Origin of the sequence: Rhodoluna limnophila (assembly GCF_005845365.1) — a bacterium.
Taxonomy (GTDB): Bacteria; Actinomycetota; Actinomycetes; order Actinomycetales; family Microbacteriaceae; genus Rhodoluna; species Rhodoluna limnophila.
The window spans coordinates 814,803-838,296 of the sequence record NZ_CP040509.1; the positions used below are offsets into that span (position 1 = coordinate 814,803).

Annotated in this window: 25 protein-coding genes and 2 tRNA genes; 11 read left to right on the top strand and 16 right to left on the bottom strand. The window is 53.1% G+C overall.

The features are described from left to right. The 5 genes from FFA38_RS03960 to FFA38_RS03980 all read right to left on the bottom strand — a co-directional run bounded on the left by FFA38_RS03960 (position 1) and on the right by FFA38_RS03980 (position 3,855). Complete coding sequence (locus FFA38_RS03960) at positions 1 to 630, bottom strand: ATP-dependent Clp protease proteolytic subunit (RefSeq protein WP_138275503.1); 630 nt, start codon at positions 628 to 630, stop codon at positions 1 to 3. A 20-nt stretch (positions 631 to 650) separates the two neighbouring features. Next, positions 651 to 1,232: an ATP-dependent Clp protease proteolytic subunit gene (locus FFA38_RS03965; protein ID WP_138275504.1), complete on the bottom strand. Its 582-nt coding sequence runs from the start codon at positions 1,230 to 1,232 to the stop codon at positions 651 to 653. Positions 1,233 to 1,333: 101 nt separating this feature from the next. Continuing rightward, entirely contained in the window at positions 1,334 to 2,287 is a 954-nt protein-coding gene (locus FFA38_RS03970; protein WP_138315603.1) for a hypothetical protein, read from the bottom strand. A gap of 87 nt (positions 2,288 to 2,374) precedes the next feature. Further along, positions 2,375 to 3,691, bottom strand: a complete 1,317-nt coding sequence (tig, locus tag FFA38_RS03975; RefSeq protein WP_172955998.1) for a trigger factor — start codon at positions 3,689 to 3,691, stop codon at positions 2,375 to 2,377. Positions 3,692 to 3,779: 88 nt separating this feature from the next. Next, a tRNA-Pro gene (locus tag FFA38_RS03980) sits at positions 3,780 to 3,855 on the bottom strand. A 100-nt stretch (positions 3,856 to 3,955) separates the two neighbouring features. Here FFA38_RS03980 and FFA38_RS03985 point away from each other — a divergent pair. Beyond that, positions 3,956 to 4,026: transfer RNA gene (locus FFA38_RS03985), tRNA-Gly, on the top strand. 87 nt (positions 4,027 to 4,113) lie between these two features. On the opposite strand, the gene FFA38_RS03990 is transcribed toward FFA38_RS03985, so the two are convergent. Genes FFA38_RS03990 through FFA38_RS04000 form a run of 3 tightly spaced genes read right to left on the bottom strand, consistent with a single transcriptional unit; the run spans position 4,114 to position 6,550 of the window. After that, the gene (locus FFA38_RS03990) at positions 4,114 to 4,914 is read right to left on the bottom strand and encodes an Fpg/Nei family DNA glycosylase (RefSeq protein WP_138315604.1); all 801 of its coding nucleotides are present in this window, start codon (positions 4,912 to 4,914) and stop codon (positions 4,114 to 4,116) included. A gap of 8 nt (positions 4,915 to 4,922) precedes the next feature. Beyond that, positions 4,923 to 5,393, bottom strand: coding sequence for a ribose-5-phosphate isomerase (locus tag FFA38_RS03995; protein WP_138275507.1), 471 nt, complete (start codon positions 5,391 to 5,393; stop codon positions 4,923 to 4,925). Positions 5,394 to 5,395: 2 nt separating this feature from the next. After that, positions 5,396 to 6,550 (bottom strand): cation:proton antiporter, encoded by a 1,155-nt coding sequence (locus FFA38_RS04000; protein WP_172955999.1) that lies wholly within the window; start codon positions 6,548 to 6,550, stop codon positions 5,396 to 5,398. A 116-nt stretch (positions 6,551 to 6,666) separates the two neighbouring features. Between FFA38_RS04000 and pepN the strand changes: the two genes are divergently transcribed. From pepN to FFA38_RS04015, 3 genes are read left to right on the top strand one after another with little or no spacing between them, the layout of a single operon-like run. Beyond that, on the top strand, positions 6,667 to 9,222 hold the full coding sequence (gene pepN, locus FFA38_RS04005) for an aminopeptidase N (RefSeq protein ID WP_138315606.1): 2,556 nt from the start codon (positions 6,667 to 6,669) through the stop codon (positions 9,220 to 9,222). Beyond that, positions 9,223 to 10,140, top strand: coding sequence for a mechanosensitive ion channel family protein (locus FFA38_RS04010; RefSeq protein ID WP_138315607.1), 918 nt, complete (start codon positions 9,223 to 9,225; stop codon positions 10,138 to 10,140). Beyond that, the gene (locus tag FFA38_RS04015) at positions 10,141 to 10,590 is read left to right on the top strand and encodes a globin (protein ID WP_138315608.1); all 450 of its coding nucleotides are present in this window, start codon (positions 10,141 to 10,143) and stop codon (positions 10,588 to 10,590) included. It begins immediately after the preceding gene. 13 nt (positions 10,591 to 10,603) lie between these two features. Here the strand turns inward: FFA38_RS04015 and FFA38_RS04020 are convergent, their stop codons facing one another. Next, on the bottom strand, positions 10,604 to 11,266 hold the full coding sequence (locus tag FFA38_RS04020) for a DUF8185 domain-containing protein (RefSeq protein ID WP_138315609.1): 663 nt from the start codon (positions 11,264 to 11,266) through the stop codon (positions 10,604 to 10,606). A gap of 56 nt (positions 11,267 to 11,322) precedes the next feature. Here FFA38_RS04020 and FFA38_RS04025 point away from each other — a divergent pair, with 56 nt between their 5' ends. Beyond that, entirely contained in the window at positions 11,323 to 12,213 is an 891-nt protein-coding gene (locus tag FFA38_RS04025) for an acyl-CoA thioesterase (protein ID WP_172956000.1), read from the top strand. An 80-nt stretch (positions 12,214 to 12,293) separates the two neighbouring features. Continuing rightward, entirely contained in the window at positions 12,294 to 13,646 is a 1,353-nt protein-coding gene (locus tag FFA38_RS04030) for a transaminase (protein ID WP_138315610.1), read from the top strand. Between the two features lie 58 nt (positions 13,647 to 13,704). Here the strand turns inward: FFA38_RS04030 and ettA are convergent, their stop codons facing one another. From ettA to msrA, 3 genes are all read right to left on the bottom strand, one after another. Next, complete coding sequence (ettA, locus tag FFA38_RS04035) at positions 13,705 to 15,387, bottom strand: energy-dependent translational throttle protein EttA (protein ID WP_138315611.1); 1,683 nt, start codon at positions 15,385 to 15,387, stop codon at positions 13,705 to 13,707. Positions 15,388 to 15,614: 227 nt separating this feature from the next. Then, on the bottom strand, positions 15,615 to 16,055 hold the full coding sequence (locus FFA38_RS04040) for a single-stranded DNA-binding protein (RefSeq protein WP_138315612.1): 441 nt from the start codon (positions 16,053 to 16,055) through the stop codon (positions 15,615 to 15,617). 106 nt (positions 16,056 to 16,161) lie between these two features. Beyond that, entirely contained in the window at positions 16,162 to 16,683 is a 522-nt protein-coding gene (gene msrA / locus FFA38_RS04045; RefSeq protein ID WP_138315613.1) for a peptide-methionine (S)-S-oxide reductase MsrA, read from the bottom strand. A 22-nt stretch (positions 16,684 to 16,705) separates the two neighbouring features. Here msrA and mgrA point away from each other — a divergent pair, with 22 nt between their 5' ends. Both mgrA and trxA read left to right on the top strand, forming a co-directional pair. Further along, a complete protein-coding gene (gene mgrA, locus FFA38_RS04050; protein WP_138315614.1) occupies positions 16,706 to 17,713 on the top strand; it encodes an L-glyceraldehyde 3-phosphate reductase in 1,008 nt (335 codons plus the stop codon). A gap of 14 nt (positions 17,714 to 17,727) precedes the next feature. Continuing rightward, positions 17,728 to 18,117 (top strand): thioredoxin, encoded by a 390-nt coding sequence (gene trxA / locus FFA38_RS04055; RefSeq protein ID WP_138275518.1) that lies wholly within the window; start codon positions 17,728 to 17,730, stop codon positions 18,115 to 18,117. A 58-nt stretch (positions 18,118 to 18,175) separates the two neighbouring features. On the opposite strand, the gene FFA38_RS04060 is transcribed toward trxA, so the two are convergent. Both FFA38_RS04060 and FFA38_RS04065 read right to left on the bottom strand, forming a co-directional pair. Beyond that, positions 18,176 to 18,643 (bottom strand): hypothetical protein, encoded by a 468-nt coding sequence (locus FFA38_RS04060; RefSeq protein ID WP_138315615.1) that lies wholly within the window; start codon positions 18,641 to 18,643, stop codon positions 18,176 to 18,178. Between the two features lie 31 nt (positions 18,644 to 18,674). Continuing rightward, positions 18,675 to 19,877: a capsid cement protein gene (locus FFA38_RS04065; RefSeq protein ID WP_138315616.1), complete on the bottom strand. Its 1,203-nt coding sequence runs from the start codon at positions 19,875 to 19,877 to the stop codon at positions 18,675 to 18,677. Positions 19,878 to 19,973: 96 nt separating this feature from the next. Here FFA38_RS04065 and FFA38_RS04070 point away from each other — a divergent pair, with 96 nt between their 5' ends. Continuing rightward, positions 19,974 to 20,201: a hypothetical protein gene (locus FFA38_RS04070; RefSeq protein ID WP_138275520.1), complete on the top strand. Its 228-nt coding sequence runs from the start codon at positions 19,974 to 19,976 to the stop codon at positions 20,199 to 20,201. On the opposite strand, the gene ald is transcribed toward FFA38_RS04070, so the two are convergent. Continuing rightward, positions 20,198 to 21,319 carry an alanine dehydrogenase gene (gene ald / locus FFA38_RS04075; RefSeq protein ID WP_138315617.1) on the bottom strand — a complete coding sequence of 374 codons (1,122 nt, stop codon included), beginning with the start codon at positions 21,317 to 21,319 and terminating at the stop codon, positions 20,198 to 20,200. The genes FFA38_RS04070 and ald overlap by 4 nt on opposite strands. An 82-nt stretch (positions 21,320 to 21,401) precedes the next feature. Here ald and FFA38_RS04080 point away from each other — a divergent pair, with 82 nt between their 5' ends. Beyond that, positions 21,402 to 21,920, top strand: a complete 519-nt coding sequence (locus FFA38_RS04080; RefSeq protein WP_336470564.1) for an Lrp/AsnC family transcriptional regulator — start codon at positions 21,402 to 21,404, stop codon at positions 21,918 to 21,920. Positions 21,921 to 21,943: 23 nt separating this feature from the next. On the opposite strand, the gene FFA38_RS04085 is transcribed toward FFA38_RS04080, so the two are convergent. After that, positions 21,944 to 22,429, bottom strand: a complete 486-nt coding sequence (locus tag FFA38_RS04085; RefSeq protein WP_138315618.1) for a glutathione peroxidase — start codon at positions 22,427 to 22,429, stop codon at positions 21,944 to 21,946. Between the two features lie 117 nt (positions 22,430 to 22,546). On the opposite strand from FFA38_RS04085, the gene FFA38_RS04090 reads away from it, so the two are divergent. Further along, the gene (locus FFA38_RS04090; protein ID WP_138315619.1) at positions 22,547 to 23,491 is read left to right on the top strand and encodes an aldo/keto reductase; all 945 of its coding nucleotides are present in this window, start codon (positions 22,547 to 22,549) and stop codon (positions 23,489 to 23,491) included. Positions 23,492 to 23,494: the final 3 nt, after the last annotated feature.

A 23,494-nucleotide genomic window follows, 5' to 3' on the forward strand; every position in this document is an offset into this window, starting at 1 on the left:
TTACGCGTTTTTGCGCGAAGTAAGCACCTGATCGATAAGTCCGTAGTCCAGGGCCTCTGGAGCAGTCAGGATCTTGTCACGATCGATGTCTTTATTGACCTCAGCAACGCTGCGCTTGGAGTGCTTTGACAGCGTGCTCTCCAACCACTCACGAAGGCGCATGATCTCTTTGGCCTGAATTTCGATGTCGGAAGCCTGGCCACGACCAGCATCACCGGTTGAAGGCTGGTGGATTAGAACACGCGCGTTAGGCAGAGCCAAACGCTTGCCCGGAGCACCGGCAGCCAACAGCACGGCTGCCGCCGAGGCAGCCTGGCCAAGGCAGACGGTCTGGATCTGTGGACGGATGTACTGCATGGTGTCGTAAATTGCAGTCATCGCAGTGAAAGAACCACCTGGTGAGTTGATGTACATGGTGATGTCGCGGTCTGGGTCCTGGGACTCCAGCACCAAGAGTTGGGCCATGATGTCATCGGCAGATGCGTCGTCAACCTGAACACCCAGGAAGACAATGCGGTCTTCGAAGAGCTTGTTGTATGGGTCCTGACGCTTGAAACCGTAGGAGGTGCGCTCCTCGAAGGTTGGCAGAATGTAGCGAGCCTCTGGGCTCTGGAAAATGTTCGAGTTCATGGTTTCTCCTAAACCGAAATCTAGTTGGCGCCTACGCCGGTTTCGCCGGCTGCGTACTTTTGGATGTGGTCGATGAAACCGTATTCGAGGGCCTGTTCGGCACTGAACCAGCGGTCACGGTCACCGTCCAGCATGATTTGCTCGACTGTCTTGCCGGTCTGCTCTGCAGTGATTGAAGCCAATTGACGCTTCATAGACATGATTAGCTCGGCCTGAGTCTGGATGTCTGAAGCGGTTCCGCCGAATCCACCGTGAGGCTGGTGTAGCAGAACGCGAGTGTTTGGGGTTGCATAGCGCTTTCCCTTGGTGCCCGATGAAAGCAGGAACTGCCCCATCGAGGCGCACATGCCAATGCCAACTGTGACGATGTCATTTGGCACGTACTGCATGGTGTCGTAAATAGCCATACCCGCGGTGATTGAACCACCAGGCGAGTTGATGTAAAGGTAGATGTCCTTTTGTGAGTCTTCCGCGGCTAGAAGCAAGATCTTGGCACAGATCTCATTTGCCATATCGTCTCTAACTTCGGTGCCAAGCCAAATGATTCGGTCTTTAAGTAGACGATCAAAAGTACTGCTTGGGCCTTTTGGTGAGTCAGCCATTGAAGAACTCCTATTTCTTGAGGTTGCCTGACAAACATAACTGGCAACACAGCAAAAAGAGGGGCTTGTTCGCCCGTGGCTAAAGCGTGGCTAATCCTTAGCTAACCGACCTGAGTGACCGTAAGAATCGTCGAAGGTATGCCCGGTCTAACCAGCGGACTGGTTTGAGGCGCAACACCCTCTACCCGGATACTTCCCTCACTTGAGGCCCATAATAGCTCTGCGTATTTGCCAGAACCCGCTTCGATGTAAATCATAAAGTTCCAAGCGGCCACGATGGCACCTCCGGCTGCTGCACTGGTTGGGACGATGAAGGTGGTATTAGTCCAAGCGACGTCCGTGCCGTCTTTACGAGCCCAAATTTCTACGATATCGTCGCCGGTGTTTTTCTTATCAAAAACGCTAGAAAACTGGATGTTGTAAAAACCCGTCTTGGTCACTGTGATTTTTGAACCGTCCACAATAGAAATGCCGTTAGCCACGGGCTCGCCATTTTGATAGGTCGAATTCAGCTTAATTACATGTGGAACGTTGACATTGGTAATGGCCGTTCCGCCCCAAGTAGAAGGCGCTAGATCATCGACCGTGTTGTAGTGACTTGCAGTGTCGTAAAAGGCACCAAACAACGGAACCAGCCCAGCTGCACCTGCCGCTCCGGTGGCACCGGTAGCTCCGGTGGCTCCAGCAGGCCCCGCAGGACCGGTTGGCCCTGTCGCACCGGTTGAGCCCGAACCGTCACGTCCCGCCGGTCCAACTAGAGTTTTGATCCACTCGGAAACTGTTCCGGCAAACCCATTCTGCTGGGCCAGCTCAAAGTTTGAATAGCCGCGCTCTCCCTGAACGGCTGAAGTGTTGATCAGAACGCGTTTTTCTCCGGTGGCGCATTTGGTTCGCAAAAACACCTGTCCGGTTTTGGCTTTGAAGCAAGCGTATGTTCCCGCAGAGGCAGCATTTGATGCCGCAAAATTTGAATCGACGACAAGCCAAGCAGTTACCGACACTATCGCCGCAATGGTGGCTGCTATTCCACCCGTCAGAACATGATGCTTGTGCATGATTCCCCCCAGAATCTACTCGTACCGCAAGGCTACAGCCAAAAGAAAAGCCCCGTCACAGTGACGGGGCTTTTCAAAAAGCTATCTTTAGTCGTGGTCGTGACCTTCGTGGTCATCTGCAACCTGAACATCAGACTTGGTGAATTCAGATAGATCTACAGCCTTACCCTTTGAGTCGGTAACTGTTGCAGCCTCCAGAACCACGGTAAGCGCCTTGCGACGAGCAACCTCGGCTACGAACATCGGCACCTGGCCCTGCTCGCTGATTGCCTTGATGAAGTCATTCGGAGTCATTCCGTACTGCTGTGATGCCTGAACTAGGTACTGAAGCAACTCCTGCTCAGAGACCTTAAGCTCTTCCTTCTCAGCAATTGCGTCTAGCAACATCTGGACCTTGAATGAGCGGGTGCTCTGCTCAAGAACTTCGGCACGGTGCTTGTCATCTTCCAGACGGCCCTCGCCCTCAAGGTGGCGATTAACGTCAGCCTGAACAAGTTCATCTGAAACAGGAACATCGATTAGCTCGAGCAACTTGTCGGTAACCAAGTCGCGAGCCTGAATGCCCTGACCGTAGGTCTTTGAGCGCTCGATCTGCTTTTCAAGGTCAGCCTTTAGTTCAGCGATGGTGTCAAACTCGCTGGCTAGCTGAGCAAATGCGTCGTCAGCAGTTGGGAGCTCGCGCTCCTTGACAGCGGTAAGGGTTACTGAAATCTCAGCTTCGTTGCCAGCCTGGTCGCCGCCAACCAACTTTGACTTGAAGGTGGTTGATTCACCGGCGGTCAAAGTGTCAAGGGCCTCGTCGATTCCGTCAAGCAGGTTGCCTGAGCCAACCTCGTATGAGATGTTCTCTGCTGAGTCGATGGTCTTGCCATCAATGGCAGCAACTAGGTCGATGGTGGTGAAGTCACCCTTCTTGGCAGGGCGCTCTACGGTCTTCAAAGTTCCAAAGCGGGCGCGAAGAGCGTCAAGCTCCTCCTCAACTTCCTTGGCCTCAACCTTGATGTCGTCAACCTTGACGGCTAGACCCTTGTACTCCTTGAGCTCTAGCTCAGGACGAACCTCAACCTCGATCTCAACGATCAAGTTACCTTCGAAGGTGTTCTCGTCTGGGCTCTGCTTGATGTCTGCAGAAGGCTGGCCAAGAGGGCGCAGTTTGCTCTCTTCTAGGGCCTGGCGGTAGACCGAGTCAAGACCGTCGTTGATGGCGTGAGCCAACACAGCTGGGCGACCAACGCGCTGGTCAAGAATTGCAGCAGGAACCTTACCCTTACGGAAGCCAGGAATGTTTACGCTCTCTGCGATGTGCTCGTAGGCGTGGTCGATGCTTGGGCGGAACTCCTCTGGAGTCACCTCAATAGTCAGCTTCGCGCGAGTTGGCTTGATGTGTTCTACTGCAGTTTTCAAGGGTTTCTCCTGATTTTGAAAATGGCCCGCCTCCGTAGGAAGACGAGCCGGTTTTATTTCAATGGCCCATAAGTGGCGATGGACCTTTTGGTCGGGGTGACAGGACTCGAACCTGCGATATCCTGCTCCCAAAGCAGGCGCGCTAGCCACTACGCTACACCCCGGTGGTTTCTTCAGAAATTTCTCTCTGACTGAACAACCTCAGTAATACTATCCCATAGAATGGTCTTGTTGCGCCGATTTACAAAAATCGGTTCAGTACCCGCGGGCGTAGCTCAATGGTAGAGCCTCAGTCTTCCAAACTGATGGTGCGGGTTCGATTCCCGTCGCCCGCTCTGGCAAGTAATTGCTTGAGTTTCAAATAAAAAAGACCTCCTCCGGGAGGTCTTTTTTTGTTTGAACGCGGATGCCCTATTAACCAATTAGTCCTGGCATTTGGAACAAAAGTAGAGCTTTCGAGTGGCCATTATTTCGATTGAAATGTTTGTTCCGCAAACTCGACAAGGTAGCCCCTCGCGCTTGTAGACAAAATTGCGATCTGCCTTTTTCGGCTTCTTGGTAAGCAATTCATCTCGGGTAATCATGAATCCGGTTTTCACTCCAACCTTCATGAGCTCGACAGAGTCTCGCCAGATGCTCTCAACCAATTCCGTAGGTACCGCATTGCCTGGGGTGAACGGGCTGATTCCGGCTCTAAAGAGAATCTCGGCCCGATATACATTTCCGATTCCGGCAATAACTTCCTGATTCATCAACAGTTGGCCTATGGATGTTCTGGAGGCACGAACTCGCTCAACGAACCTGGCAAGTTCTACGAAATCAGGGTCTGGATTGAGCGGATCTGGCCCCAGCCTCCGCTCTACAAGTTCTGCCTCGACTGCCGAAATTACCTCGCAAACTGTCGGCCCCCGAAGATCGGCCAAAACCGCACCGTTGAAGAATCTTGCACGAACCTGGCCGACCGGCTCCGGCACGGCATCGGGGTTCACGTTAGACCAGCTCCACTTTCCGTAAATGCCCAGATGGATTCGAAGAATTAGGTCATTGTCAAACCGCAGGAATAACTGCTTACCGATGGCTTTTGCTCGGGTGAGATTGCGATCAGAGACTAATCGAGCAGAATCTGAGAACCTGCCCTGTGGCGAGGTTATGACCAAACGCGTGCCCGCGAACTTCTTATTGAACTCGTTGGCCGTTCTATGGACCGTGTGACCTTCAGGCACCTAAGCCCCTAGAGGATGTCGCCGGTTTGCTCGTAGGTTGCAATTTTCGCGATGCGACGCTGGTGGCGTTCATCTTGACTGAATGGCTCGCCGATGAAAAGTTCGATAAGTCGTAGGACTTCGTCAGGTGAGTGCTGACGAGCTCCAACTGCAATTACGTTGGCATCATTGTGCTGACGGGCTAAAACAGCCGTTGACTCATTCCAGGCCAAGGCTGCACGAATGCCCTTGACTTTGTTAGCAGCGATTTGCTCACCGTTACCAGACCCGCCTAGGACAATACCGAGCGACTGAACCTGGGCCTGCTGATCCGCTACAACGGCAAGCGCAGCATTGATGCAAAAGCTTGGATAGTCATCAAGTGGGTCGTAGGACGATGGGCCGTGATCAAAAACTTCGTGACCCATTTTGGTCAATTCACGAATCAAAAAGTGGCTTAGTTCGAGACCTGCGTGATCGGTTGCAATATGAATGCGCATGCTTAAAGTTTAGGCTTCTTTTTAGCCCGAGCCTTTTCAAAGCTGCTCCTAAAAGACCGCAAAGCAATTGAAGCTGCGAGTGAAGTGAGCAAAACGTAAGTAATCGTCAAAGCCTGCAATTGCCCACCAAAACTGGTGCTGGCGGCAAGGCCGGCGATCACGATTGAGAACTCACCTCTTGGGATCAGGAATGCCCCCGCACGTTTCCACGCGTTGCCGTCTGACATGTCGCGGGCGATATTCCAGCCCACATACATTTTTCCGGCAATACCAAGGGCAGTAAGAACAACGGCCAGCGGGAGCACGTCAATCATCTCGGCCGGAGAAACGCTCAAGCCAAAGAACAGGAAGAAAATCGCTGCAAACAAATCTCTGAGCGGCGCCAACCTGAGACGAACTGCATGGGCAACCTCACCGGTAAGCGCTAGCCCGACCAAAAACGCGGCAACTGCCGAGGAAAACCCAACCAATTCAGCGGAACCAGCGGCCAGAAGCGCAGCACCAAAAACTGTCAAGAGCAAGCCACCCTGTGCCTGAGTGTTGATCAGTTTTCCGAGAGCGTTTTCTCCGCGGAACGAAATCAATAGCGCCACAGCCGTAACCAGGATTGCAACCGTCACTGAAATAAAGCCAGCGATGGCGCCTGCTCCGGTAACCAGAGTGGTCAGTAAAGGAAGGTATGGAGCTAGCGTCAGGTCTTCGACAACCAAAACTGTGGTTACCCGGCGCGAAACCTCAGACCGCTGCCAGCCAGTCTCCTTCATCATCTGGGCTGCGATTCCAGAAGAGCTCACATAGGTGATTCCTCCGAGCACAACGGCCCCCAAAATTCCCCAACCTAGAAGCAAACCGATTAGAGCACCGGGAACCGCATTCAAAAAGAAGTCAATGGCACCAATCGACTTGCGTTCCATAAATGCTGCCGCAAGGTTTGGGCCGGAGTGCTCAAGACCGAGCATGAGCAGCAAAAGAATGGCACCGAGCTGGGCACCGGTATCTAGAAAGGTTTCACTCAAATCAAGCGGAACCAGACCGCCTTTTCCGAGCGAAAGTCCGATTACCAAATAGAACGGGACAACTGAAAGTTTTACTTTTACCGCAACGAAAGCTGCAACGCCCAGGACTAGCAAAACCAGACCGATTTCTGCAAGGGCCATGCTTTCGACCCAGGTTGAATTTGTTGCAGTAATCGGTGACCCCATCAAACGATTATCCCTTATAAATCACAGCGATTAGGCTAGCCCTGTCTAATAAACCGATGCTTGGAGAGACGATGCCTGGAGAGAACCTCACCCGTAAAGAGGCGCAAGAGCGCGCTGAACTTATCAAGGTTGCAAGCTATGAGGTTAAGTTGGACCTCACTACCGGCGACAAAACTTTTAGTTCCAGCACCCGCGTAAAGTTTTCAGCTAATCAGCCAGGCGCAAGCACCTTTATCGATGCAATTACCGAATCAGTTGAGCGTGTTTACCTAAACGGCCATGAGCTTGACCCGGCTGAGGTTTCGGATGGTGTTCGAATTCTGCTGCCGAATCTCGAGGCCGAAAACGACCTCTTGATTGAAGCCAAGGCAATTTACATGAATACCGGTGAGGGCCTTCACCGATTTGTCGACCCAGTTGACAACGAGGTCTATCTCTACAGTCAATTCGAAGTTCCTGATTCTCGACGCATGTATGCGGTTTTCGAGCAGCCTGACCTAAAAGCAAAATTCAAATTTGCTGTCACCGCTCCGACCGCGTGGAAGGTTATTTCAAACCAACCGACTGAGTCAGTCGAAACCCTTGAACTAGGCAAATCAACATGGACATTCAAGCCGACTCCGGTTATCTCGAGTTACATCACTGCTCTAATTGCTGGCCCGTACACCGAGATTCGCAGCGAACTCACTAGCGCCGATGGCCGAGTGATTCCCCTAGGTGTCTTCTGCCGAGCCTCGTTGGCCGAATTCATGGACGCCGATTACGTGTTTGAAAAAACTCGACAGGGATTTGAATTTTACGAAAAGGCTTTTGATCAGCCATACCCATTCGAAAAGTACGATCAGCTATTCGTTCCAGAATTCAACGCCGGCGCAATGGAAAACGCTGGAGCGGTTACCTTCACCGAAACCTACGTATTTAGGTCCAAGGTGACTGACGCAATTCGCGAACGCCGCGTGGTCACAATTTTGCACGAGCTGGCTCACATGTGGTTCGGCGACCTGGTCACAATGAAGTGGTGGAATGACCTCTGGCTCAACGAGTCTTTTGCCGAGTATGCCTCGACATTGGCCACGGCCGAAGCCACCGAATGGAAAGGCGCCTGGACAACCTTCACCGCGCTTGAAAAGTCATGGGCTTACCGCCAGGATCAACTTCCGTCCACCCACCCGATCGTCGCTGAAATCAACGACCTCGCTGATGTTCAGGTTAACTTCGACGGAATCACCTACGCCAAGGGTGCATCGGTGTTGAAGCAGTTGGTTGCTTGGGTAGGCCAAGAGAAATTTCTTGCCGGTGTTGCGCAGTATTTCAAAAAGCATGCCTTTGGAAACACTGAGCTCGAGGACCTTTTGGTTGAGCTCGAGGAGACTTCAGGTCGAGAACTGCGTAGTTGGTCAAAGCTATGGCTCGAGACAGCCGGAGTGAACACCCTCCGCCCTGATATTTCAACTGATGACTCTGGAATCATCACTAGCTTTGCTGTGACTCAAACTGCCGTGCCTGATTACCCGACCATTCGCCCTCACCGAATGGCCATCGGCTTCTACAACCTCATTGACGGAAAACTCCAGCGTGAACACCGAGTTGAGCTGGACGTAGACGGAAGCCGCACCGAAGTTAGCCAGTTGGTGGGCCTTCAGCGCCCTGACCTCGTTCTACTCAATGACGATGATCTGGCGTACGCGAAAATTCGACTCGACGACAAGTCTTGGAACACTGCCCTCGAACACTTGAGCAGTTTTGAAGATTCATTGGCCCGCACATTGATTTGGGGGGCCGCATGGGATGCCACTCGCGACGCCGAAGCAAGCCCGCGTGACTTTATCAAGCTGGTACTCAACAACATCGGTAAAGAGACCGAATCCACAACGATGCTCACCTTGCTGCGTCAACTAATCACAGCCGGAAACATGTTTGTGGCTGAAGAGCACCGCGCCGAGACTCTCAAGGAAATCGGAGTTGGCCTTTTGAACCTGGCACGTGAGGCCGAAGCCGGTTCAGACGCCCAGTTGCAGTTCACGAAATTCTTTGCGCAATTTGCTAGCGGCTCGGATCAGCTTGACGCCCTAGCTGCCATTTTGAATGGAGAGGAGCAGCTGGCCGGCCTGGCGATCGATGCAGACCTGCGCTGGGAGTTGCTAACCGGCCTGACGGTTGGCGGGCGAGCCGGAAAGACACGGCTTGACCAAGAGCTTGCTGCAGACAACACATCCAACGGTCAGCGAGCACATGCCGCGGCGGTGGCAGCGATTCCGACTGCAGAGGCAAAAACCGCAGCTTGGCACCAACTTACCGAGACCAATGAGCTTTCGAATGTGCTGGTGAACGCTGCGAGCCTTGGATTTGTTCGGACCCAGGATGTCAGCCTGTTGGAACCATTCGTTGACAAGTATTTTGAAAATGCAGTGCGTATCTGGACTAGCAACACGTTCAAAATCGCCGAGTACCTCATGGAAAATCTGTACCCGGCAGTTCTGGCCAACGATTCGTTGGCCAGCAAGACCAGAGAATGGCTTGACCGCCCCGAGATTGTCGAAATTCCAGCGCTTCGAAGAATTTTGGTAGAAAACCTCGCTAACGTGGAGCGCGCGTTGAAGGCACAAAAAAGAGATTTGGAGTCGTAAATGCCAGAGATTACTGCGGCACTTGATTGGTTTGAAACCGCTTGGCGCGACTGGAGCACTCTGATCCGACTTGGGCTAATCATCTTCGCGGCAATCGTTCTGCGAATCGCTTTGCTGCTGTCGGTGAAGAGAATCGTCGCCGGAATTATTTCGGGCGCCAAAAAAGGCTCAGGCAAAAAGGCCGCTGCCTCTTCAGATGCTTCTCCCCTAGCCAAGGCTCGACTCGTTCAGCGTGCTCAGACTATGGGTTCGGTGCTTAGCAATTTCATCCGATGGACGATTTACATCGTTGCTGTAACCATGATTCTCAGCGAGCTTGGTGTTGCTGTCGGCGCCTTAGTCGCCGGCGCGGGAATCTTGGGTGCCGCGCTAGGTTTTGGTGCTCAAAGCCTGGTCCGCGACCTAATTACCGGTCTCTTCATCGTCTTCGAGGACCAATACGGGGTTGGTGACTCGGTTGACCTTGGCCAGGCCACGGGAGTCGTTGAAAACGTTGGACTGCGAGTAACTCAGGTTCGTGACTCTTCGGGAACGCTTTGGTATGTGCGAAATGGTGAAGTTGTTCGAGTTGGCAACTCATCACAGGGCTGGTCACGGGTTGTTTTGGATGTTCCACTGGAGTACCAAACCGACATCGCCAAAGCCACTGCAGCAATCTCTAATGCGGCTGCTCAGATTGCACTCGATGAAACTCTCGCTCCGGCACTAATTGGAACTCACGAGGTGTGGGGCATCGAGGCTCTAAACGGCGCCCAGGTGGTCATTCGACTTGCCCAGCAGGTCAAACCTGAGAAGCAAGATGCAGTTGCACGCGCCATGCGTGCTCAAATCAAGGCGGCGCTGGATAGAGAGCAAATCAAGTTGGCTACCGGTAACCAATCGGTGTACGTCGAAATTGCGGGCAAGGCAGCGCAGTAGATGGCCAATGGCTTTGAAGAAGCCGGCAGAGTGGAGCCGGTACGAATTAAGGGCACCGATGGAATCCATGTCGGTGGCAACTTTTACGAGCAAATCGGCGGTTCGGCAACCTTTGAAAAGCTGGCAAATAAGTTTTATGAGGGCATAGCCGGCGATGAGGTTTTGCGCCCTATGTACCCGGACGGCGACTTAGCCCCCGCTGCCCGCCGCATGCAATTGTTCCTGGAACAGTATTGGGGTGGCCCAACCACGTACCAGGAAGAACGTGGCCACCCGCGGCTGAGAATGCGCCACAACCCATACAAAATTAATCCTGATGCTCGCGACCGCTGGCTGAACCACATGAGAGTGGCGGTGGCCAGTTTGTCGCTCCCTCAACTGCAGGAAGCCGAACTTTGGGGCTACCTGGAGCGCGCAGCAACATCGATGCTGAACACCTACGAGGACTGAGCCTCAGTAACGGCTAGAACTTGGTGGCGACCTTGGCCAGCACGTGCCCGTGTTGACTACTTAAACGCACCCAACCATCAGCGTGATACAGTCCGACTTCTTCGTTTTCGGTAAGGAAACCAAGACCTGCAGCTACGAAAGCGGCTCCGGTCGGAATCTTGGTCTCGAGGTCAATTCCTCTTCCCCAAATTTCGCCTCTGATTCGGGCAGCAATAGGGCCTCCGACCGACTCCGGCAAAGAGGCTGCTACTTCAGCAATTCCATCGCGAGCAATTTGGGTGAGTCGAACCTCGTTGATGGCACCCATCTGGACCCAACCCTGGCGTGGAGGTGAGATGCCAGCCCATGGCGCACGCTGGGTCTCAATCATCTGAATTTTGAATTCTTTGGTTTCAGAATCCCCAAGCAGTCGGGCCAATCTTTCCAACACGGCACCGATCGGAACCAATACATCTACCTCAGCTGGTTCCGCCAGTTCGCAGGTGCGGAGGCCAAGTACGGTCGGGCCTGAATCCATCAGGTTTCCTGAAAAAATCGGTGCCACGTAAGCAGCTAGGACGTTGCCGAAGGCGCGCAGGCGCACCAGGCCCTCTGGATCAAGTCGCTTGGCACGGTTAAGGAACGATTGGAGATCGGCTGCGGTCTGCTCATCAGCTAGGTAAAACGGGTTAATCATGACGTGTCTAAACTAGCCTGTATCCGGCAAAGTTGCCTATCCGAGATGAGTAACTCATGAACACCACAATCCCAAATAATCCTTTGGAAGAAATGATTGCCACGCTCAACCTCAGCGATGCAAACGGCGCGAAGACTCGCGAAGACATTTTTACGGGGCCCAGCCAGTGGATGCCACACGGTCGCGTTTTTGGCGGTCAGGTACTAGCCCAAAGCCTGGTAGCTGCCACCAGAACAGTTGAAGACCGTTTCGTTCACTCACTTCACGGATACTTTCTGCGCCCAGGTGACATAAACCTGCCAATCACTTTTTCGGTGGATCGCCTCCGCGACGGCCGTTCTTTCAGCACCCGCAGAGTCCAGGCCTACCAAAAAGGCGAGCCGATTTTCTCGATGATTGCCTCGTTTCAGGTAACGGACCCGGGCCTTGAACATCAGGATGCATTTCCTGCCGGAATTCCCGACCCTGAGACACTGCCCAGCGCTGCGGAACTAATCGGCGAAAACCCGCACCCAGTTGCCCAATACTGGGCCAAGGCCAGACCTTTTGACATGAGACATGTCGGCTCGCCGATCTATTTCTCTGTCAAGGGCGAGCAGGTGCCGCACCAGGCAGTCTGGCTAAAAGCGCTAGGAACAATGCCTGATGACTTGACTCTCCACACCGCGGCCTTGGCCTACGCAAGTGACTACTCGATTTTGGAGAGTATTTACCGAGCACATGGAATCGCCTGGTCACACCCTGGCCTCAAATCGGCCAGCCTTGACCATGCCATGTGGTTTCACCGCCAAGCAAAGGTAGATGACTGGATGCTCTATGTTCAAGAATCCCCGAGTGCTCAGGGTGGTCGTGGACTTGCGATGGGCAAGATTTTTAGCCGGGATGGACAACTTCTGGCCACAGTAGCCCAAGAAGGCATGGTTCGGGTTCCAGAAATGGCAGACTAGAAGCATATCCTCTGGAGTTCGGGCAGTAGTCAGCGCATAGGAGCACTGGCGGGGGACCCAGGAATGGACCATTGGTTCGAATGATTAATCGCGACAAATTATCAGTACTTTACGCGCGCGAGCAGGCAACATTTGTTGAGCGCAATCCAAAATCCAAAGCGGCCTACCAGAATGCCAACCACCTATTTGGCAAAGTTCCCATGACTTGGATGAACAAAAAAGCCGGCGGGTTCCCGATTTATTTTGACCGAGCAGTCGGTAATCGAATTTGGGACATTGACGGCCACGAGTACATCGACTTTGCCCTTGGTGACACCGGAGCCATGGCAGGGCACTCAGCGCCAGCTGTAGTAGACGCCATTACAAAGCAGGTCAAAGACAAAGGCGGCCTGACTGTGATGCTGCCAACTGAGGACGCCGAGTGGGTTGCCCGAAACCTGACCGAGCGCTTTGGAATGGCCAAGTGGAGCTTCTCGCTCACCGCAACCGACGCTAACCGCTGGGCTATTCGCTTGGTGCGTGCAATTACCGGCAAATCAAAGATCTTGTTCAACGCCTACTGCTACCACGGTTCTGTGGATGAGGCATTGATTGTGGTTGGTCCAGATGGCGAAGGGATGAGCAGGCCAGGCAATGTGGGCTCCCCCGTAGACGTGACCATGACCTCTCGCGTGGCTGAATTCAACGACCTTGAAGGCCTCGAAAGGCAGCTAAAGAACGGCGATGTTGCCGCGGTATTGATGGAACCGGCGATGACCAACATCGGCATCGTCCTGCCTGAACCTGGCTATCTTGCCGGAGTGCGTGAGCTGACACGAAAGTATGACGCGCTGCTGATCATCGACGAAACTCACACGTTCTCAGCCGGCTACGGAGGTATGACCAAACGAGACAGACTGGAGCCTGATGTTTTTGTTATTGGTAAGGCTATTGCCGGCGGAATTCCGACCGGAACTTACGGATTGAGTGAAGCATTCGCTGAAAAAGTATTGAGCCGAACCGATCTGGACCTAGTAGACATGGGTGGCGTTGGTGGAACGCTTGCCGGTAACCCGCTGCAGGTAGCGGCCATGCGGGCCACCCTCGAGCATGTTCTGACCGAGGATAACTTCAAGTACATGATTGATCTGGCCACCGTTTTCACCGACGGCGTCGACGAATTATTCACTCGGTATAACCTTCCTTGGTCGATAAACCAATTGGGCGCCCGAGCTGAATACCGCTTTGCCAAGCCGTACCCAAAAAATGGCACCGATGCTTATGAGTCAGCCGATGCCGAACTTGAGGACTTCCTGCACCTCTACTTGGTAAATCGCGGAATTCTTTTGACTCCATTCCACAACATGGCGCTGATGTGCCCAACCACTACCCTGGCGGATGTTGAGAAGCACAACGCTGTATTTGAAGACGCCATAAAAGAGTTGGTTGGCTAATCCCGTCTAATTAAATGAAAGGGCCCACTCATTGAGTGGGCCCTTTCATTTGCCTGTTCTAGTCGCGAGTCAAGCGGCGATAGGTGGAGCGGTGCGGTTTGGCCGCATCCGCACCCAGACGGGCAACCTTGTTTTCTTCGTAGGCTTCGAAGTTACCTTCAAACCAGTACCACTGATCTGGGTTGTCATCGCTGCCCTCGTAAGCCAAGATATGTGATGCCACACGGTCCAGGAACCAACGGTCGTGGGTAATCACAACTGCACAGCCAGGGAAGGCCAAAAGAGCGTTTTCGAGGCTACCCAGAGTCTCAACATCCAAGTCGTTAGTTGGTTCGTCAAGGAGCAGTAGGTTTCCACCCTGCTTCAGAGTTAGGGCAAGGTTTAGGCGGTTACGCTCACCACCGGAAAGCACTCCGGCAGCCTTCTGCTGGTCTGGGCCCTTAAATCCAAAGGCTGCGACGTAGGCACGTGAAGGTACTTCTTGGTTTCCGACCTGCATGTAGTCGAGGCCGCCTGACACGACTTCCCAAAGGCTCTTGTTCGGATCGATTCCTTCGCGAGACTGGTCAACATAGGAAATCTTGACGGTCTCACCAATCTTCAGGTCACCGCCATCAAGTTTTTCGAGGCCAACGATGGTCTTAAACAGCGTTGACTTACCAACGCCGTTTGGACCAATAACACCGACGATTCCGTTGCGAGGCAGGCTGAAGGATAGGCCGTTGATCAACGAACGACCGTCAAAACCCTTTTGCAGGTTCTTGGCTTCAATAACAATGTCACCGAGACGTGGACCCATTGGAATCTGAATTTCTTCAAAGTCCAGCTTTCTGGTGCGGTCCGCCTCAGCAGCCATCTCTTCATACTTAGCCAAACGCGCCTTTGACTTAGTCTGGCGTGCCTTCGGTGAAGATCTAACCCAGTCAAGTTCTTCGCTAAGACGCTTGGCTAGTTTGGCGTCCTTCTTGCCCTGAACCTCAAGACGTTCACGCTTCTTCTCTAGGTAGGTCGAGTAGTTACCCTCGTATGGGTAGGCGCGGCCTCGGTCCAATTCAAGAATCCACTGGGCAACGTTGTCGAGGAAGTATCGGTCGTGGGTAACTGCCAATACAGCACCCGGATACTTGGCCAGGTGCTGCTCTAGCCAAAGGACAGACTCGGCATCGAGGTGGTTAGTCGGCTCGTCAAGAAGTAGCAGGTCAGGCTTCTCAAGCAGCAACTTACATAGGGCGACTCGGCGACGCTCACCACCTGAAAGGTTAGTTACCGGAGTGTCTCCAGGTGGGCAGCGAAGCGCATCCATTGCCTGCTCAAGCTGCGAGTCGAGATCCCACGCGTCAAGGTGGTCAATTTGCTCCTGCAGGTGACCCATCTCTTCTAGTAGAGCGTCAAAGTCGGCATCTGGCTCGGCCATCAAAGCTGAGATCTCGTTGAAGCGGTCCAGCTTGGCCTTGGTGTCCTTCACGGCCAGCTCTACGTTGCCTAGAACAGTCAGGGTCTCGTCGAGCGGTGGCTCCTGCATAAGAATGCCTACGGTGTGCTCTGGGCTTAGTCGGGCCTCACCATTGCTTGGTGTGTCAAGGCCAGCCATAATTTTCAGAACGGTTGACTTACCTGCTCCGTTTGGTCCGACAACACCGATTTTTGCACCTGGCAAAAACGCCAGCGTGACATCGTCGAGAATTACTTTGTCGCCGTGCGCTTTTCGCGCCTTGATCATCTGATAGATGAATTCAGCCATGTGAAATTGGTCACTTTCGGTAGAAATTTGAAGCAGCCGGGCCACAAAAAGAAATGGCACCCTCTAGCAGTGAGATTGCTGTGGATATAAGTTTACCCGACCAAAATTGGCTTCAAAATGAGCCTGAGAATGCAATCCAAAACTAGAGGGTGCCGCCCTCCCAAGGGGTAGGAGGTTTAGACTGAGCCGCCTTGAGGGGCAAAACGACCCAGTGGCCTGCTTACGACTTACTTCGCGCTGCTTGCGCCAACCAATTCGTTGGCGTCGTCGATCATGGCCGGTGGTTCTTCTGCCTCATCAAACTCTCGAACGAGAACCGTTCTTGTAAACACCGAGCTTCCCCAGGTTAGGTCGTGACCGAGGCTGTCCGCCTCAATTTCAACCGAGGTACCGGCGCGCTCGCCGTTGTCCCAATCGCGAACTCGAAGTCTGCCGAAAAGGGTGACTCGATCACCCTTGGAAACTGAACCCGCTGCGTTGATAGCCAATTGGCGGAATGCGGTGACGGTGAACCAGTTGGTCTCGCCGTCAACCCATTTATTAGCTGAGCGATCAAAGCGCCGTTGCGATGATGCCAGTCGAAATGAAGTGATTGGTAAACCGTCCTGGGTGACCAGATGACGCGGTGTTGTTGCCACTAAACCAGAAACTGCGAGCGACTCCGACATTTTTTGCCTTTCTCTTTACCCCGAGAGCCGGTTGCTATCGGTGTGTATTGAGTTTGGCTAACGGAATCACCTGGGTGTCAGCAACCCCAGAAAATGTGGAAAACGGCTACTTTATGTAGCTTGTGAATGAATCCCGAATTTTTGCCATCTTCGGCGCAACCACAGCATTGCAGTACCCCTGAAACGGGTTCTTGGCAAAGAAATCCTGGTGATATTCCTCAGCGATCCAGAACTCAACGGCCGGCTCAACTGCTGTCACAATGCTTGGACCCCAAACAGACTTGGCTCGCTCGATGGCAGACTCAAACAAAATGCGCTGGGTTTCATCGCGGTAAAACATAACCGAACGATACTGAGTGCCAATGTCATGCCCCTGCCGGTTTAGTTGGGTTGGGTCGTGCATCGTGAAGAACATGTCGAGAATAACCTCGGCCGGAACAATCGCTTCATCGAAAATCACTTCAGCAACCTCAACGTGGCCCGTGGCTCCCGAACAGACTGCCTCATAACCGGGGTTTGCAGAGGCACCGCCCATGTAACCAACCACCACGTCAGATACACCGGCCACCTGCATGTAGGCACTGTCGAGACACCAGAAACAGCCACCACCAAGAACGAAACTCATCATGCACCTAGCCTAGGCTTTAGACATGAGCTATCAAGCAGCGGCTGACCGCTATTCGAGCATGAATTACCGCCGCACCGGAAAGAGCGGATTGAAGCTTCCGGAACTTTCACTGGGGCTTTGGCACAACTTTGGCACCAATGATTCGATGGCCACGCAGCGAGCTATTTTGCGTCGAGCGTTTGACCTAGGAATCACCCACTTTGATCTGGCCAATAACTACGGTCCGGTCCCCGGATCAGCCGAAGAAAATTTTGGCATCCACCTGGACAAGGACTTTAGGCCGTACCGCGACGAGCTCATCATCTCTACCAAGGCCGGTTATGACATGTGGCCTGGGCCTTACGGTGAATGGGGTTCACGAAAGTACCTACTCGCTTCACTCGACCAAAGCCTGAAGCGCATGAACCTTGACTACGTTGACATTTTTTATTCGCATCGGTTTGACCCAAACACACCGCTTGAAGAGACGATGGGTGCGTTGGCAACGGCGGTGCATTCTGGACGTGCTCTCTATGCAGGCATCTCAAGTTATGACGCTGAGCAGACCCGGCAGGCCAAAGCCATCCTTGAATCTAAAGGTGTGCCACTGCTTATTCATCAACCTCGTTACTCAATGTTTGACCGTACTGCCGAAAAGTCACTATTCGATACGCTCGGCGCCGAGGGTATTGGCTCGATTGTCTTCTCGCCATTGGCGCAGGGTTTGCTGAGCGACCGCTATTTGGGCGGTGTGGCACCAAAAGGCTCTCGTGCCGCACTTAATCACTTTCTAAAAGCTCAAAACATCAGCGATGACTACCTAATGCACGCCAACGCTCTCAACGAAATTGCAAAGCAGCGAGGTCAAACCCTCAGCCAATTGGCTCTGAGCTGGGTTTTGCGACAACCAACGGTTACCTCAGCCCTCATCGGAGTAAGCAGCGTAAAGCAGTTGGAACAAAACGTTGCAACTTTGAGTTCACCAAAGTTGAGCCTCGAGGAGATTCGAGCAATTGAACCTCATGCCATTCATGGTTTGGGATTGAACTAAAGGAACAAACACACATGGCAACTATTGAACTTGGCGCGGCAAACTTTGGCGACACTGTCGTAAAAGAGGGCATCACCATCGTTGACTTTTGGGCGGAATGGTGTGGCCCTTGCCGCCAATTTGCGCCAGTTTTCGAAGAAGCGTCGAATAAGCGCCCAGAAATCACTTTCGGAAAGGTCGATACCGAGGCGGAGAAACAGCTTGCTGGCGAGGCTGGCATCAGCTCGATTCCTACCCTGATGGTTTTCCGTGATGGCATCTTGCTTTACAACCGCGCTGGGGCGTTGCCGGCAGCAGCCTTGGAAGAGCTAATCACTGCGGTTGAAGGTTTGGACATGGACGAAATTCGCAAGGAAGTCGAGGCCCAGGGCGGCGAGATCGGCGACGTTTCAGAACCTAACTAATCAACAGTCAATCTAAAAAAGCCCCAGCTTTCAGAGCTGGGGCTTTTTTTATTTGGGGCTACACCGAATATGGTTCCTTTGTGTTCAGGTGAACAGCGCGCTGCCTAAGCTCTAGCCAAACTACAACCAATAAGAGTGGCAGCAGGATGTCAGTGACGATGAAAATCGGGTAATCAGCCAAGTAACCGGTGTACCACTGTCCTTCTTGGATGAATAGGCTGATGTGGTTAATAATCAGGGAAACCGGCCACACCAGAGCGATAATCGGCAAATATTTGATAGCAGCCGTTCTACCAATTGCATACAGACCCATCAGAATCGCCGGACCGTTTGCGATTAGCAACCATCCCAGTCCGGTAAGCGTCAGCATGAAACTTCGAACCGGCTCACCCTGCTCATAGGGGTTGAAAAGAAAGAAGCTTGGGTAGGTAGCTACCACTAGCCAAAACATCGCACTTATGAACACACCAAAGGTAGCAACCACCAATCGCGTGGTTGCCAAATTCGAGCGGTATCCGTTGGTCATATTTTCCTCTAATCGATTTCTTTATTGAGCATTACGGGTAGTCACAAACAATAATCCAGCGGGCTCCGGCAAGGTTGTGCCAGCCGTAAACACCGGTGCCCACTTGCCCCGGCACCTGGCAAATTCCACCGATGATTGGCTCGAAGTTTTGGAGCGGTGAAACATAAATTGCGCCATCAACAGCATCTGAGTGCACCACATACCCCAACTGGATAATGCGTCCGTTAGTTGGGCGCACCGTGGTCAATGCACCATCGCCATTCAGATAGAGGGGCGATCCGGCAGTCCAGGCAGAGGTGTCTAGCTCGTGGACCAAACCATAGGTAGTGACAAATCCCTCGGCTCCTGCAGCGATGTCTTGGGTCAAGACACCGATAACACCAGTGGCGCCTAGGACTGTGTTGTTATCTGCGTGTACCACGTCCAGCAAGCCATTCGATGTTCCTGCAACACGAACGGCGCGGCCGTTAACCAGCGGAGTGGCGCCGTTATTGTGGACCCGTTGAACCGACTCTTGCCCAACTTGAAGGGTAACTTCACCGTTTTCCAATTGAAGGTCAAGAGTGCCTACTTCCGGGTTCCAGGTAAATCTGCCTGGCGCCTCAGTTGCATCTTGAGTCACGTCAAACTGTAGGTACCCAAGATTCCCTAGGTAATCAAAATCATTCATGTTGAGTGAGATTGACTGATTCTGCGAGTCATAAACCAGTGGAGCGGTGGCTGAAATCACCCCGCTCGGCCCCTGTGGGCCGGTTAGGCCAATAGGCCCCTGCACACCCTGAATACCCTGAGGCCCAATCGGACCGGCTGAACCGTCGGCACCGTTTAGTCCGGCCGGACCCTGAGGGCCCATAGGGCCTGTGGCGCCAGTAGCGCCATCGGCTCCGGAAGCGCCAGCCGAACCGGTTGCACCCATTGGTCCAGCAGCACCTTCTGCGCCATCTTCACCCGGTAATCCCGGCTGACCCGGTGTCCCAGGGGCACCTGACTCACCCGCGGGTCCAGTCGCTCCGGTTGGCCCCTGAGGCCCCATTGGTCCAGCTGGACCGGCAGGGCCTATTGGACCTTCCGGTCCCACAACTCCACCAGAACCACCGTTGTTGACCAGGAAACTTCCCAGCTCTTCGGTCACGCGAGAAAATCCGTTCACCGAAGCCACCACCAGTGTGGTGTTGGTTAGGGTTAGAAAAGTTGCTAGCGCCAAGACAGCGTTCGAACTGAGCTTGACTGCCATGACATCACCTCTCCCCTTGAGTGCCTGTTTTTGATTCTAACCACAGGAATTCTGTTTACTTGTTTCAAGTTGTTCAATTTGGCGAAAGGAACAATCATGCGAGTTGCAAATAATTCGATGGCAATGGTGGCCACCATTAGCGCAGTTGCCCTATTTGCTTCGCTGATCGGATTCTTTGATCCGGCTACCTGCATTGACGTTCAGGCAGAAGGTTGGACCAGCTGTGAAGCAATTGCCGAACAGCGACGAATTGGGTCTTGGTCGATGCTCGGATTGGCGATTATTGGTTTCGCTGTTTCACTGGTTCGCCGCAAGCGCCGCTAAGCGCCCAACACCTCTTCGACCGCGAGGAATGGCAGGTCAGGAAAAGCCTGGGCCACGCCGGTAAAGGTTAGTTTTCCATCGTGGGTATTCAGCCCCTTGGCTAACGCAGAATCAGCCGCAACGGCTGCTCGCCATCCTAGGTTGGCAATCGAAATTGCATACGGAAGCGTTGCATTAGTCAGCGCACGCGTGGCAGTAGCAGGAACCGCACCCGGCATATTTGCGACGCAGTAATAGGTGCTGTTGTGGATTTGAAAAGTAGGGTCGTCGTGAGTGGTTGGTCTGGAATTCTCAAAACACCCACCCTGATCAATCGCGATGTCAACCAACACCGATCCAGGCTTCATGGCCTGAACCATCTTGTCGGTCACTAACTTCGGCGCCTTTTCTCCGGGAATCAGCACAGACCCGATTACCAAATCGGCATCACGCAACTGGTCAGCAATCTCATACGCGGTCGAGACTCGAGTCTTAACCGCGCCAGAGAAACGGGCATCGAGTTCTCGCAACTTAGGCAGCGAAACGTCAATCACTGTGACATCAGCCTGCATCCCAAGCGCGATTGTAGCTGCGTGCTCGCCGGCAACTCCGCCACCGATAACCACTACCTTTGCCTTTGGAGCACCAGGTACACCGCCCATCAATACGCCGGCACCGCCTTGGCTTTTCATTAGGTGATAGGCACCAATCTGGGCAGATAGACGTCCAGCGACTTCACTCATCGGCTGCAGAAGCGGAAGGGAACGATTGGCCAGCTGGACCGTCTCATAGGCCAGCGCTGTGGTGCCAGCCTTGAGCAGTGCTTCGGTGCAAGCTCGCGAGGCAGCGAGGTGCAGGTAAGTAAAGAGGATTTGGTTTGGTCTCAATAAGTCATACTCGCTGGCGATTGGCTCTTTAACCTTGATGACCATCTCGGCACCTAACCAAACCTCAGAGGCCGTCGCCAACACTTGCGCACCTTCAGCAAGGTAATCAGCGTCACTGAAGCCGGAACCGACACCCGCACCCGCTTGTACAGCCACCGAGTGACCGTGCCTAACAAGTTCGTGCACCCCTGCTGGAGTGAGTGCTACTCGGTTTTCGTTGTTTTTTACCTCTTTAGGTACACCGATGCGCATTTGAATCTCCTTCGATACTTGCAGATAAGTTTGCAGGATACTCAAGCCAGCCGTGAGTTAACCGTGGATTATTCGACAGATAGTGAGTATTCTCAAAATAACTTCACAAAGGAGCTCGAGAATTAACAGTTCAACGAAGAAATTTCAGCGTGAGCTTGATGCGATCGACATCGAATTGCTGCGCTTACTTAGCGACAATGCCCGAATGACCAACGCCGATCTAGCGGCATCGGTCGGAATTGCACAATCAACCTGCATAGCCCGAGTTCGCAGCTTGATCAGTGACGGTGTCATCCGCAGCTTCACTGCCAATATCGAGCCCAGTGCGGTGGGTCTTGAGAGCCAGGTACTTATCTCAGTGACGCTGAGAGCTGGCGCGCGGGCCCATCTGAGCGATTTTATGAATGAAATGCGCGCACTACCCGAAGTGATTCAAGTGTTCGTTCTCGGTGGCGCTGAGGACTTTATGGTTCACCTGGCGGTCAAGGACAACAATCAGGTGCGCGAGTTTGTTCTCGAAAACCTCTCGAACAATGCCACCGTTGCGTCAACCAGAACCAACCTGGTGTTTGAGCACTTCCATAAAGGGCCGCTCAACTAGTTGCTCGCATCGTGGTCGACTGGCTACCGAACCGCTAGTGCGGCCTCAATTGCCGAAATAACCTCAGGGGCATCCGGCTTGGTGGTCGGTCTAAAACGCTTGATTGAACCGTCTCGCAACACCAAGAACTTTTCAAAGTTCCACATCACAGGACCAGCTAGGCCAGCGCTGTCCTTGGCTTTTACTAACTCTTCGAACAGCGGGTGTCGGTTCCGACCGTTTACCTTTACTCGCTCGGTCAGCGGAAAAGTCACCCCAAATGTGGTTTTGCAGAACTCTGCAATCGCGTCGCTCGATCCAAGCTCCTGCATGAATTGATTCGAAGGCATACCCAAAACCGTGAACCCTTGATCTTCATACTTCTCTTGCAGCGCTTCTAAAGCTTCATACTGCGGCGTTAGCCCACAGCGTGATGCAACATTTACGACCAAGACAACCTTGCCGGCAAAATCAGCAAAAGATTTCTTGGTGCCATCAATCATGGTGAGTTCGATCTGGTTTAGAGTCATGGGCTTATCAATTGACTGTTTAGCAAATTACTTCCCGAATAATTCCAAATCGAAACGCCCGTACGATAAGAAAACCATTCAGGTAACTTCAAGTGCCACTAAAAAGCTAGGACAAAAATGAACCCGCTACTGAATCTGCGTAAGTCGATCGGCTTTGGTTTTATGAATGCTTCATGGCCCGGCTCACCCGTGCTCACTGATGAAAAGGCTCGCGAAGCTTTTCTTGATGTCTTGAGATTTGCCCTTGATGAGGGTGTCACTTTCTTTGATACCGCAGACATCTATGCCCCTAGTTGGGACGCCATGGGCCACAACGAAATTTTGCTGGCTGACGCAATTGACGGCTGGTCAGGCTCGGCTGAACAAAAACAGAGTCTCGTTTTGGCCACCAAGGGCGGAATCACTCGCAGCGAAGGTGAACTCTGGGGACGAAACGCCAGTGCCGATTATCTAGTTAGGGCCGCTGAGCGCTCGGCTAAAAATCTGAGGGTAGCCGTTATCCCGGTTTGGCAGCACCACCGCCTAGATCCATCAAGAACTTTTTCTGAGGCACTGGCTGGGCTCAAGGCAGTCAAAGCCTCGGGCATCGCAAGGCACATCGGTGTAAGCAATTACAACGCCAAGCAATTGCGAGCGGCTTTTGATGCTGTCGGTGGCCCCGCTGACGGGGGCCTGGTCTCAGTGCAAAATCAACTGAATCCGGTTTACCACCACGACATGGATGTTCTGGAGATTTGCGAGGAACTGGGGCTGGCTTACCTGCCCTGGTCGCCGATGATGGGTGCGCGCAGCACCGAGAGCGAGAGCAAGTCATACGACATTCTGGATGAAAGTGCGCAGGCTCAGGGAGTCAGCAGATTTGCCGTAGCCAGCGCTTGGCTGCGAAGTCTTTCACCAAACTTGGTGGTTATGCCTGGAGTCACAAAACGTGAATCGGTGTTGGATTCCCTAAGTGGTTTGGATTTTGTTCTGTCGGATTCTGATTTGGCTCGACTCAATCGCGAATTGGAGTCCGGTCCGGTGCATCACGAAATCATCAGCGATCAACCGCTGGTTGACTAAAGG

Excerpts from the sequence above, each read along its gene's own strand:
- FFA38_RS03960 (WP_138275503.1), bottom strand. The coding sequence starts at position 630 with ATGAACTCGAACATTTTCCAGAGCCCAGAGGCTCGCTACATTCTGCCA.
- FFA38_RS03965 (WP_138275504.1), bottom strand. The coding sequence starts at position 1,232 with ATGGCTGACTCACCAAAAGGCCCAAGCAGTACTTTTGATCGTCTACTT.
- FFA38_RS03970 (WP_138315603.1), bottom strand. The coding sequence starts at position 2,287 with ATGCACAAGCATCATGTTCTGACGGGTGGAATAGCAGCCACCATTGCG.
- FFA38_RS03995 (WP_138275507.1), bottom strand. The coding sequence starts at position 5,393 with ATGCGCATTCATATTGCAACCGATCACGCAGGTCTCGAACTAAGCCAC.
- FFA38_RS04000 (WP_172955999.1), bottom strand. The coding sequence starts at position 6,550 with ATGGCCCTTGCAGAAATCGGTCTGGTTTTGCTAGTCCTGGGCGTTGCA.
- pepN (WP_138315606.1), top strand. The coding sequence starts at position 6,667 with ATGCCTGGAGAGAACCTCACCCGTAAAGAGGCGCAAGAGCGCGCTGAA.
- FFA38_RS04010 (WP_138315607.1), top strand. The coding sequence starts at position 9,223 with ATGCCAGAGATTACTGCGGCACTTGATTGGTTTGAAACCGCTTGGCGC.
- FFA38_RS04015 (WP_138315608.1), top strand. The coding sequence starts at position 10,141 with ATGGCCAATGGCTTTGAAGAAGCCGGCAGAGTGGAGCCGGTACGAATT.
- FFA38_RS04020 (WP_138315609.1), bottom strand. The coding sequence starts at position 11,266 with ATGATTAACCCGTTTTACCTAGCTGATGAGCAGACCGCAGCCGATCTC.
- FFA38_RS04025 (WP_172956000.1), top strand. The coding sequence starts at position 11,323 with ATGAACACCACAATCCCAAATAATCCTTTGGAAGAAATGATTGCCACG.
- FFA38_RS04030 (WP_138315610.1), top strand. The coding sequence starts at position 12,294 with ATGATTAATCGCGACAAATTATCAGTACTTTACGCGCGCGAGCAGGCA.
- ettA (WP_138315611.1), bottom strand. The coding sequence starts at position 15,387 with ATGGCTGAATTCATCTATCAGATGATCAAGGCGCGAAAAGCGCACGGC.
- FFA38_RS04040 (WP_138315612.1), bottom strand. The coding sequence starts at position 16,055 with ATGTCGGAGTCGCTCGCAGTTTCTGGTTTAGTGGCAACAACACCGCGT.
- msrA (WP_138315613.1), bottom strand. The coding sequence starts at position 16,683 with ATGATGAGTTTCGTTCTTGGTGGTGGCTGTTTCTGGTGTCTCGACAGT.
- mgrA (WP_138315614.1), top strand. The coding sequence starts at position 16,706 with ATGAGCTATCAAGCAGCGGCTGACCGCTATTCGAGCATGAATTACCGC.
- trxA (WP_138275518.1), top strand. The coding sequence starts at position 17,728 with ATGGCAACTATTGAACTTGGCGCGGCAAACTTTGGCGACACTGTCGTA.
- FFA38_RS04060 (WP_138315615.1), bottom strand. The coding sequence starts at position 18,643 with ATGACCAACGGATACCGCTCGAATTTGGCAACCACGCGATTGGTGGTT.
- FFA38_RS04065 (WP_138315616.1), bottom strand. The coding sequence starts at position 19,877 with ATGGCAGTCAAGCTCAGTTCGAACGCTGTCTTGGCGCTAGCAACTTTT.
- FFA38_RS04070 (WP_138275520.1), top strand. The coding sequence starts at position 19,974 with ATGCGAGTTGCAAATAATTCGATGGCAATGGTGGCCACCATTAGCGCA.
- ald (WP_138315617.1), bottom strand. The coding sequence starts at position 21,319 with ATGCGCATCGGTGTACCTAAAGAGGTAAAAAACAACGAAAACCGAGTA.
- FFA38_RS04085 (WP_138315618.1), bottom strand. The coding sequence starts at position 22,429 with ATGACTCTAAACCAGATCGAACTCACCATGATTGATGGCACCAAGAAA.
- FFA38_RS04090 (WP_138315619.1), top strand. The coding sequence starts at position 22,547 with ATGAACCCGCTACTGAATCTGCGTAAGTCGATCGGCTTTGGTTTTATG.